Origin of the sequence: Phenylobacterium sp., assembly GCF_030698145.1 — a bacterium.
Lineage (GTDB): Bacteria > Pseudomonadota > Alphaproteobacteria > Caulobacterales > Caulobacteraceae > Phenylobacterium.
Genome location: NZ_JAUYNW010000139.1, coordinates 1 through 10,241 on the forward strand (window position 1 = coordinate 1; position 10,241 = coordinate 10,241).

The 10,241-nt window shown below is 70.3% G+C and carries 8 protein-coding genes; 7 read left to right on the forward strand and 1 reads right to left on the reverse strand.

The window, feature by feature from the left end:
* The 3 genes from Q8Q77_RS19180 to Q8Q77_RS19190 all read left to right on the forward strand — a co-directional run.
* On the forward strand, positions 1–862 hold an 862-nt coding region (locus Q8Q77_RS19180), incomplete at its 5' end, for an Hsp70 family protein (protein ID WP_305585512.1).
* Positions 863–1,019: 157 nt separating this feature from the next.
* Positions 1,020–2,171: a molecular chaperone DnaJ gene (gene dnaJ / locus Q8Q77_RS19185; RefSeq protein WP_305585514.1), complete on the forward strand. Its 1,152-nt coding sequence runs from the start codon at positions 1,020–1,022 to the stop codon at positions 2,169–2,171.
* A 104-nt stretch (positions 2,172–2,275) separates the two neighbouring features.
* Positions 2,276–4,159: an alpha/beta hydrolase gene (locus tag Q8Q77_RS19190; protein ID WP_305585516.1), complete on the forward strand. Its 1,884-nt coding sequence runs from the start codon at positions 2,276–2,278 to the stop codon at positions 4,157–4,159.
* A 26-nt stretch (positions 4,160–4,185) separates the two neighbouring features.
* Here Q8Q77_RS19190 and Q8Q77_RS19195 read toward each other — a convergent pair whose 3' ends face one another.
* On the reverse strand, positions 4,186–4,713 hold the full coding sequence (locus tag Q8Q77_RS19195; RefSeq protein ID WP_305585518.1) for a GNAT family N-acetyltransferase: 528 nt from the start codon (positions 4,711–4,713) through the stop codon (positions 4,186–4,188).
* Positions 4,714–4,816: 103 nt separating this feature from the next.
* Here Q8Q77_RS19195 and mutS point away from each other — a divergent pair, with 103 nt between their 5' ends.
* The 4 genes from mutS to glnD all read left to right on the forward strand — a co-directional run.
* Complete coding sequence (gene mutS, locus Q8Q77_RS19200) at positions 4,817–7,495, forward strand: DNA mismatch repair protein MutS (protein WP_305585520.1); 2,679 nt, start codon at positions 4,817–4,819, stop codon at positions 7,493–7,495.
* Positions 7,495–8,100 carry an HAD family hydrolase gene (locus Q8Q77_RS19205; RefSeq protein WP_305585522.1) on the forward strand — a complete coding sequence of 202 codons (606 nt, stop codon included), beginning with the start codon at positions 7,495–7,497 and terminating at the stop codon, positions 8,098–8,100. The genes mutS and Q8Q77_RS19205 overlap by 1 nt, the downstream gene beginning before the upstream one ends.
* Positions 8,101–8,229: 129 nt before the next feature.
* A complete protein-coding gene (locus Q8Q77_RS19210; RefSeq protein ID WP_305585524.1) occupies positions 8,230–8,484 on the forward strand; it encodes a hypothetical protein in 255 nt (84 codons plus the stop codon).
* A gap of 101 nt (positions 8,485–8,585) precedes the next feature.
* On the forward strand, positions 8,586–10,241 hold a 1,656-nt coding region (glnD, locus tag Q8Q77_RS19215), incomplete at its 3' end, for a [protein-PII] uridylyltransferase (RefSeq protein ID WP_305585526.1).

Consider the following 10,241-nt stretch of genomic DNA (forward strand, 5'->3'; position numbering starts at 1 on the left):
GTTCTTCGGCCGCGAGCCGCACACCGGCGTGAACCCGGACGAGGTCGTGGCGCTGGGCGCCGCGGTCCAGGCCGGCGTGCTGCAGGGCGACGTCAAGGACGTGCTGCTGCTGGACGTGACCCCGCTGACCCTGGGCATCGAAACCCTGGGCGGGGTCTTCACCCCGCTGATCGAACGCAACACCACCATCCCGACCAAGCGCTCCCAGACCTTCTCCACCGCCGACGACAACCAGTCGGCCGTGACGATCCGGGTGTTCCAGGGCGAGCGGCCGATGGCGGCCGACAACAAGATGCTGGGTCAGTTCGACCTGGTCGGCATTCCGCCGGCTCCGCGCGGCGTGCCGCAGGTGGAGGTCACCTTCGACATCGACGCCAACGGCATCGTGAATGTCCAGGCGCGCGACAAGGCGACCAGCAAGGAACAGTCGATCCGCATCCAGGCCAATGGCGGCCTCTCCGACGCCGACATCGACAAGATGGTCAAGGAAGCCGAGTCCAACAAGGCCGAGGACGAGAAGCGCAAGGCCCTGGTGGAAGCCAAAAACCAGGCCGAGGCGGTGATCCACTCGACCGAGAAGGCGCTCGCCGAGCACGGCGACAAGGTCGGCGCCCCTGAAAAGGAGGCCATCGAGACCGCGCTCACCGACCTGAAGTCGGCGCGCGAAGGTGACGACGCCGAGGCCATCGCCACCAAGACCCAGACGCTGATCCAGGCTTCGATGAAGCTGGGTGAAGCCATGTACGCGGCCCAGCAGGGCGGCGGCGCGGCCGACGATCAGCCTGACGCCGCGGGTGGTGACGACGTGGTCGACGCCGAATTCGAGGAAGTCGGCGACGACGACCAGAAGAAGTCGGCGTGATGTTTCGCCCTATGGGCGCTTTCCGCAAGCCTTGCGAGAAGGCGCCCATGGGGCGTCCATCCCCTTGCGTGCGCGTTGAGGTTGGAACAGACCTTGCAGCGACGCTCGCGCCCACCCACCTCATTCTCACCAGATCATTTTGAACGCCTGACATAAGATGCGGGATTACTACGACATCCTGGGCGTGAACCGGGGCGCGGACGACGCGGCCCTGAAGGCGTCCTTCCGTAAACTGGCCATGGAGCACCACCCTGACCGCAACGGCGGTTGCGGCGAGGCTGAGGGCCGGTTCAAGGAAATCAACGAGGCCTATTCGATCCTCTCCGATCCCCAGAAGCGCGCGGCCTACGACCGCTTCGGCCATGCCGGCGTCAACGGCGCCAATGGCGGCGGCGGGAACGGCCAGTTCCACGACGTGAACGACATCTTCAACGAGGTGTTCGGCGACGTCTTCGGCGACATGTTCGGCGGCCGCGGCCGCCAGCGCGGCGGTCCGGCCAGGGGCCAGGACCTGCGCTACGACCTGGAGATCAGCCTCGAGCAGGCCTATGCGGGCGCCGAGGTCGAGATCACGGTTCCGGCCTCCATCACCTGCGAGACCTGCGAGGGGTCGGGCGCCAAGCCTGGCACCAGCCCGACGGTCTGCGGCAGCTGCGGCGGCGCGGGTCGCGTGCGCGCCAGCCAGGGCTTCTTCTCCATCGAGCGGGCCTGCCCGCGCTGCGGCGGCTCCGGCCGCCTGGTGCTGGATCCTTGCGCGGACTGCCACGGCCATGGCCAGGTGCGCAAGGAACGTGTCCTCCAGGTGCGTATCCCGGCCGGCGTCGATGACGGCGCCCGGATCCGGCTGGCCGGTGAAGGCGATGCGGGCGCGCGCGGCGGATCGCGCGGCGACCTCTACATCTTCCTGTCGGTGAAGCCGCACGAGCTGTTCGACCGCGACGGCCTGGACCTGCTCTGCACCGTGCCGGTGCCGATGTATGTCGCGGCGCTCGGCGGCGACATCGAGGCGCCCTGCCTGATGGGCGGCGAGAACTGCGACGGCGAGTGCCGCATCGAGGTCAAGGTGCCCGAGGGCTCCCAGACCGGCCGCACCGTGCGCCTGAAGGGCAAGGGCATGCCGTCCCTGCGCTCGCGCGAACGCGGCGACCTGGTGGTGGAGCTGTTCGTCGAGACCCCGAGCAAGCTCAACGCCCGCCAGAAGGAGCTGATGCGCGAACTGGCTGAACTCTCCGGCGACCAGCAGCATCCCAAGTCCGCCAACTTCATCGGCAAGGCCAAGCGCTTCTGGGAAGACGTCACGGGCGTCTAGAGCCCATACCCGACGCTTGAAAAATCCCCGCAACAAACGCTCGCCAAACCATTAGGCTGCGTGGACAAGCGCGCCCGTCAGCGGCGCGAAGGCGGGAGAACATCATGCGGCTGAAGGCAGCAATTCTGGCTGGGGCTGCCGTGCTGGCCCTCCCGGCTGCGGCGGCGGACTATTCGAAGTCGACCGTGCCCGGCTATCCAGACGTGGTCGCGGAATACCTGCAGACTCCCGGCTATCAGGCCGTCGGCACGCCGAAGGCGCTGAACACCGCGACCTTCCTGCGCCTGCGCGCGGCTGGCGACGGCGAGACGCCGAAGCCTGCCAATGCGGTGATCGTCGGCCTGCCGGGGTTCTCCTCGACCCCGCCCCACTGGCTCTACCTGGCCAGCCAGCTCGTCCATCGCGCCCAAGGCCAGACCTGCGACGGGAAGCCCTGCCGCATCGAGGTCTGGGTGCTGCAGCGGCGCGGCGCCAACCTGGCCCAGACCGAGGTCCTGCGCGAGGCGCGGGTGAAGAAGGATCCGAAGATCGCGCTGGACCACTATCTGGGCGCGGGATCGCTGGTGCCCGCGACGCGGCCGGGAGAGCCCGCCAAGGTCACCGGCCTGCCGTCGGGCGCGTGGACCCCGCTCACCCAGACCGATCTCGCCTTCATGGCCGACTGGGACTTCCAGGCCTATGCCGGCGACGTTGACGCCATGATCGGCCTGGTCAGGGAGAAGACCGGGAACAAGAACATCTTCCTGGCCGGCCACAGTCAGGGCGGCGGCTTCGTCGCCAACTACGCCGCCCGCCGCCAGACCGACGGCAAGCGCGGGGTGGAGAAGCTCTCCGGCCTGATCTTCCTGGACGGCGGCCCCTCGGCGGGGACCGCCGACGCGCCGAGCGCCAAGGAGCTGGACACCTATTTCGCCAAGTTGGCTGACTTCCGGTCAGGCAAGGCCCGCGTCTACACCGACGCCAGCGGCATGCTGGGCGCCATCGCCGGACCCATGGCCGCGGCCAGCCAGTCGGTGGCCGGGATCTACTACGCCTTCGCCGATCCCAAGGCCGAGGCGATCTTCCCGCTTCGCACCGCCGCCATGGTCCCGGCCAATCCCGGCGACGATTTCCTCAAGGCCGTGCGCCTGACCTGGCTGGCGCGGGCGGGAACCAGCTTCGACACTGATCCCATCCCCGGCGGCGGGGTGCAGATGCCAGTGCTGCAGTTCCTGGGGGAAGGCCTGGGCTATCTCGACTTCAAGCCGGTCCCCGGCACGGAAGCCGCCTGCGATAAGACCCCAGCGCCGATGATGATGGGTCCGCCGCGTCCGGGCATGCCCAAGCCCGATTGCGTGCCCTCGGCCGCCCAGGTCGACCCGGCCCGCGTCTATGACTGGGTCGAGGGCGGCGGGAACGGCGGCTCGGCGCTGGACGTCGGCAAGGCCAGGCTCTGGCTGGACAGCCAGGCCTTCGCCCCTTCCCGGACCAACATCAAGCCGGTGAGCGTGGCCTTCAAAGGCGGCGCCCGGACCATCGACGCCTCCAACATGATCGCCTCCAACTGGTACCCGTCCGAGCGCTGGGACTACGACGCCCAGTTCGTGAGCCGCTTCAAGACGCTCATGGTGGACCGCGAAGGGGTGAAGCTGGACGTCGACAAGGGCGCCATCGCCAATGTCCCGGTCTATGTGGCGCGCCAGAGTCCGGCGGCCGCCATGGGCAACCCGTTCCCTGGGGTCAGCGACTTCACCGAGGTCAACAAGACCGGGACCTGGCAGACCGACGCGGCCAAGGCGATCACCGCCTTCGATCCGAAGATCAACGCCAAGCTCTATTTCCACACCGACTTCGTCTCGGCCGACGACTCGACGCCGGACAAGGGGACGCCCGGCGACCCCGGAAACTCGGCGGTGGCCGCGACGCTCACCGACTGGGTGCTGAAGCGCAGCAAGGGCGCGGCGACCACGCCGACCCCCAGGGCGCTGGGGGTCCGGGAGACGTACTGAGCCCGCCTGGACGCTGGGCGCGACGATCAGTCGGCGAGCAAGGTCCGGATGTCGGGCCAGCGGTAGCTCACCTCATAGGTCACGCCGCCGGGGCCGGGCTCGCGGCGCGGGGCCTCGGGCTCTCCGCCCAGGTGTTCGTAGAAGCCGCGCGCCGGGATGTTGTCGCGCAGCACCGAGATCAGCAGCGAACTCGCCCCATTGGCTGCGAACACCCGGGCGATGGACGACACCAGGCGCCGGCCGGTTCCCTGACCCTGGGCGGTCTTCAGCAGGTAGAGGGTGGTGATCTCGGCCTCGCCGAGCCGCCGGGCGCGGGAGGGTCCGCCGGCCACATAGCCCACCAGGCCCTGGCGGTCGGCGGCGGCCAGGGTCGCCTCGTGCTCGCCGGGCCGCAGCAGGCTCAGCCGGAAGCGCCGGGCGTGCACGCCCGGCGACAGGCGGGCCAGGTAGGAGTCGGGCAGCAGGCCGCGATAGGTCTCGCGCCAGGAGGCCACGTGGATGCGGGCCAGGTCTTCGGCGTCGTCGGGTCCGGCGGGGAAGATGACGTGGGTCAAGCGCAGCTCCTCACTTAACCACAGCTTGGGACTCTCCCGCCGAGGTTCAAGAGGTCGCGGGGGCTGACGCGACGGGCGGGCGCGGCTAGGTTCGTTCGCAAGCATGAACGCCCAGAGCCCCACCCTTCCCGACGCCGCCGGCGCCACGCCGGTCATGGCCCAGTTCTTCGAGGCCAAGGCGCGCCAGCCCGACGCCCTGGTGTTCTTCCGCATGGGCGATTTCTACGAACTGTTCTTCGAGGACGCGGAGCGGGCTGCTGCGGCGCTGGGCATCACCCTGACTGCGCGGGGCAATCACGGCGGGGCGCCGATCCCCATGTGCGGGGTGCCGGTCCACGCCGCCGAGGCCTATCTCGCCAAGCTGATCCGCTCGGGCTTCAAGGTCGCCGTCTGCGAACAGATGGAGGACCCCGCCGAGGCCAAGAAGCGCGGCGGCAAGTCCATCGTCCGCCGCGACGTGGTCCGGGTGTTGACGCCCGGCACGCTCACCGAGGACGGCCTGCTGGACGCCCGAGGCGCCAATCGCCTGGCCGCCGTTGCGGTGCGGGCGGGCGCGGCGGCGGTGGCCAGCGTCGAGCTCTCCACTGGCGAGGTGGAGTGCATGGCGCTCTCCCGCGACGGCCTGGCCTCGGCGCTCGCCTCGCTGGGACCCTCCGAGATCCTGGTGCCCGACCGGCTGTTCGCCGACGAAACCCTGCGCGAGACCTTCAAAAGCGTCGGCGGCCTGATCCAGCCCATGGCCTCGGCGCTCGCCGAACCCGCCGCCGCCGAGGCGCGGCTGAAGCGCCTCTATGGCGTGGAGACCCTCGACGGCTTCGGCGAGCTGTCGGGCGCGGAGGTCTCGGCGCTGGGTCTGATCGCCGCCCATCTCGAGACCACCCAGGCCGGGCGGCTGCCGGCGCTGACAGCCCCGCGCCGGGCGGGCGAGGCCGACGTCATGGCCATCGACCCGGCCACGCGCGCGAGCCTGGAGATCGAGAAGAGCCTGTCGGGATCGCGCGACGGCTCGCTGCTGGGCGCCATCGACCGCACGATCACAGCGCCGGGTGCGCGGATGCTGGCGGCGCGGCTGGCCCGTCCGCTGCTGGACCCCGCCGCCATCGATGCGCGGTTGGACGCGGTGGAGTGGTTCTGCGAGCGCCGGCCCCTGCGCCAGAAGCTGCGCGAGACCCTGCGGGGCATGGGCGACATGGCCCGGGCCCTCTCGCGTCTGGCGCTGGGCCGCGGCGGGCCGCGCGACCTGGGTTGCCTGCGCGACGGCCTGGCCGGCGGCGAGCAGATCGCGGGTCTGTTCGGCCATCCCGAACCGCTGGACCCGCCGGCGCCGCCGGAGATCGCCCGGGCCCTGGCCGCCCTGCGCCCGCTGGCCGACGCGGACCTCGCCGAGTTCCGCCGCATGCTGGACGAGGGCCTGGGGACCGACTTGCCGGCCCAGACCCGCGACGGCGGCTTCGTGGCGCCCGGCGTCCGCGCCGAGCTCGACCAGGCGCGCGCCTTGCGCGACGACAGCCGCAAGGTGATCCTGCAGCTCGAGGCCCGCCTCCAGGCCGAGAGCGGCGTGGCGCTGAAGGTCCGCCACAACGCCGTTCTGGGCTATTTCGTCGAAACCACCGCCAAGGCGGCCGAGCCGCTGATGACCGCGCCGCTCAACGCCACCTTCATCCACCGCCAGACCCTGGCCAACCAGGTCCGCTTCACCACCGTCGAGCTGGCCGAGCTGGACGCACGCATCGCCCAGGCCGCCGAGCGGGCGCTGGCCATGGAGGTCGCCACCTTCGAAGCCTGGCGCGAGGCCGCCATCGCGGTGGCCGCCGCCATCCAGGCCGCCGCACAGGGCGCCGCCGCCCTCGATGTCGCCGCCGGGATCGCCGAATGGGCGGACGATGTGGGCGCCAGCCGCCCGAGCGTCGACCGCTCCACAGTGTTCGAGGCCGAGGCGGCGCGCCATCCGGTGGTGGAGGCCGCGGTCAAGCGGGCCGGCGATCCGTTCACCCCCAATGACTGCCGCCTGGACGGGGCGGGGGTCGCCGGGGCGCGGCTCTCGATCGTCACCGGGCCGAACATGGCCGGCAAGTCGACCTTCCTGCGCCAGAACGCCCTGCTGGCGGTGCTGGCCCAGGCCGGCTGCTTCGTGCCCGCCAAGCGCTTGCGCCTGGGCGTGGTCGACCGGCTGTTCAGCCGGGTCGGGGCGGGGGACGATCTGGCGCGCGGCCGTTCGACCTTCATGGCCGAGATGGTGGAGACGGCCGCCATCCTGACCCAGGCCACCCCGCGCTCCCTGGTGATCCTGGACGAGATCGGGCGCGGCACGGCGACCTATGACGGCCTGGCCATCGCCTGGGCCTGCGCCGAGGCCCTGCACGAGACCAACCGCTGCCGAGGCCTGTTCGCCACCCACTATCACGAGCTGGCCGTGCTGGAGGGCCGCCTGGCCTTCGTCGCCAACCTGTCACTCAAAGCCAAGGAGTGGAACGGCGAGCTGATCTTCCTGCACGAGGCGGGCCCCGGCCCGGCCGACCGATCGTACGGCGTGCAGGTGGCCAAGCTGGCCGGGGTCCCGCCCGCCGTGGTGGTCCGCGCCCGCGAGGTGCTGGACCGGCTGGAGCGCGAGGCCGGCGCGCCTGCGCATCTGGACGACCTGCCGCTGTTCGCCGCCACCGCCCCAGAGCCCGAGCGCCGGGGGCCGAGCGCGGCGGAGGCCGCCCTGCGCGACCTCGACCCCGACAGCATGAGCCCCCGCGAAGCCATGGACGCCCTCTACCGGCTGAAGGGGCTGGTCTGATGGCGCTCAGATGCCTGATGGTTGATGTCGACGGGGTCGTCGCTCGCCGTCTCGACGGGACATTGTGGAACCGAGATAGCCAGGCTGATCTGGGTCTCGATCCGAAGGCCTTCCAGGACGCATTCTTCGCGGTCCATTGGCCTGATGTCGTGATTGGGCGCGCCGATCTGCACGAGCGGCTGGGTCCCGTGCTGCAAACCATCGCGCCCCACCTCAGAAGCGACCAGGTGACCGCCTACTGGTTCGAACAGGATGGCCATCTGGACCAGGCCCTGTTGGACGACTTGGCCGCCTATCGCGCCGCGGGGCTCGAGCTGCACCTGGCCACGGTCCAGGAGCACCATCGCGCCCGGCACCTCTGGGAGGTCCTGGGGTTGAACGCGCAGTTCGAGGCCATGCACTACGCCGCCGACTATGGCTGCAAGAAGCCCGACGCGGCCTTCTTCCGGATGGCCGAGCAGCGCAGCGGCTTCGCACCGCACGAACTGCTGTTGATCGACGACAGCCCGCGCAACGTGGAAGGCGCCCGCGCCTGCGGCTGGGCAGCGATTCTCTGGACCGGCGAGGTCCGGCTACCCGAGGCGATGGCGCAAGCGGGCTTCTGAACGCTCCGCTGGCGGATTATTGTGCGTTGCACAAAATTAACCACCGCGCTGCACCCCAAATTAATCTTCAGCGTCGAAAAGGCCCCCGTCAGCGCGGACATCCCTCCCCGCGCCAAAGGAGAATTTAAGATGATCCGCATTGCCGTCCTGACCGCCGCCGCCGCCATCGCTTTCGCCGCCCCGGCCGCCGCCGCCGAAGTCCGCGTCTCGCTCGTTGGCAAGACCGCCGCCCAGATCGACGCCGACCTGAACCGCGCCGCCCGCACCGTCTGCATGCGCGAGACCTTCGGCGAGACCCTGATCACCGACGCCTACGGCCGTTGCGTCCGCGCCACCCTGAAGGTCGCGCAGGCCCGCCTCGCCGAAGTGCAAGCGGCCGACTAGACCGAAGCTTCCATATTGTTGCGTTCGAGGGCCGGCGGAAACGCCGGCCCCTTTTCGTATCCCCTGACGCTGGGGCGCGGCTTGCCCTATATGCGGTGGGCATGCCACCCCGCCTTCGCCCGACCCGCCTGGAATACGTCGTCGACGGCGTGAGGCTGCGCGCCCAGCTCTCGGCCGCGGCCCTGGACGCGGCCGGCGACGAGGTCGAGCAGCGCCGTCGGGCGTTGGAGATCCTGAAGCAGGCCCTGTTCCGCGGCCGGATGATCGCCAAGGAGCGCCTGGAGAACGGGGCCGGCGGCATCGAGACCGCGCGGCTGCTGTCGGGGGTCACCGACGAGGTGGTCACCGCCCTCTACGACTTCACCACCGTCCACGTGTTCCGGGCCCGCAACCCCACCGAGGGCGAGCGCCTGGCCCTGATCGCGGTGGGCGGCTACGGCCGCGGCGCGCTGGCGCCCTTCTCTGACCTCGATCTGCTGTTCCTGCGCCCCTACAAGCAGACCGCCCACGCCGAGAGCGTGATCGAGTACATGCTCTATGCCCTGTGGGACCTGGGCTTCAAGGTTGGCCATGCCTCGCGCACGGTCGAGGAGTGCGTCAAGCTCTCCCGCGAGGACTATACGATCCGCACCTCGATCCTGGAGGCGCGGCGGCTGACTGGCGACGCGAAGCTGGCCGACGAGCTGATCCGCCGGTTCCGCGCCGAGGTGGTCAAGGGCACCGCGGCCCAGTTCGTCGCCGCCAAGCTGAAGGAGCGCGACGAGCGCCAGGACCGGGCCGGCGCCAGCCGCTACCTGGTCGAGCCCAATGTGAAAGAGGGCAAGGGCGGGCTTCGCGACCTCAACACGCTGTTCTGGATCGCCCAGTACCTCCATCCCGTCGCCCAGGTGGACGGCATCGTCCAGCTCGACATGTTCGAGCGCCGCGAGGTGGCCGCCTTCATCCGCGCCTTCGATTTCCTGTGGGCCGTGCGCGGCCACCTGCACTTCGCCACCGGCCGGCCCGAGGAGCGGCTGACCTTCGACCTACAGCCCGAGATCGCCCGGCGGATGGGCTATGGCGACCGCGGCGACGCGCCGGCGGTCGAGCGGTTCATGCGCCGCTACTTCCTGATCGCCAAGGAAGTCGGGATGCTCACCCGGGTGTTCGCCGCCAAGCTGGAGGCCGAGCAGATCAAGCAGCAGCCGCGCGGCCTGTCGCGGCTGATCCCGGGGCGCGGCCGGCCGCGCAAGAAGGCGCTGGACCCCGGTTTCCACGAAGAGGGCGGGCGGCTCAACATCGACGGGCCGCACATCTTCGAGGCCGATCCGATCAACATGCTGCGGCTGTTCCGGCTGGCCGACCGCCGCGACCTGGACCTGCATCCCGACGCCTTCACCGCCGCCAGCCGGGGCGTGGCGATGATCGGCTCGAAGGTGCGGCGCGACCCCGAGGCGGCCAAGGTGTTCCTCGACATCCTCGCCCACGGCCGCAATCCGCAGCGCACGCTGTCGATGATGAACGAGGCCGGCGTCTTGGGGCGGTTCGTGCCGGAATGGGGCCGCATCGTCGCCCAGATGCAGTTCAACATGTACCACTCCTACACAGTGGACGAGCACACCCTGCGGGCGGTGGGCGTGATCGCCGACATCGCCAACGGCCAGTTCGCCGAGGACCATCCGCTGTCGACGGCGATCATGCCGCTGATCGACGACCGCGAGGCCCTGTTCCTGGCCATGCTGCTGCACGACACCGGCAAGGGCGGGGCGGGCGGCCAG

What these genes read in the sequence shown, in the direction of transcription:
- dnaJ (WP_305585514.1), top strand. Translation starts at nt 1,020, where the DNA reads ATGCGGGATTACTACGACATCCTGGGCGTGAACCGGGGCGCGGACGAC.
- Q8Q77_RS19190 (WP_305585516.1), top strand. Translation starts at nt 2,276, where the DNA reads ATGCGGCTGAAGGCAGCAATTCTGGCTGGGGCTGCCGTGCTGGCCCTC.
- mutS (WP_305585520.1), top strand. Translation starts at nt 4,817, where the DNA reads ATGAACGCCCAGAGCCCCACCCTTCCCGACGCCGCCGGCGCCACGCCG.
- Q8Q77_RS19205 (WP_305585522.1), top strand. Translation starts at nt 7,495, where the DNA reads ATGGCGCTCAGATGCCTGATGGTTGATGTCGACGGGGTCGTCGCTCGC.
- Q8Q77_RS19210 (WP_305585524.1), top strand. Translation starts at nt 8,230, where the DNA reads ATGATCCGCATTGCCGTCCTGACCGCCGCCGCCGCCATCGCTTTCGCC.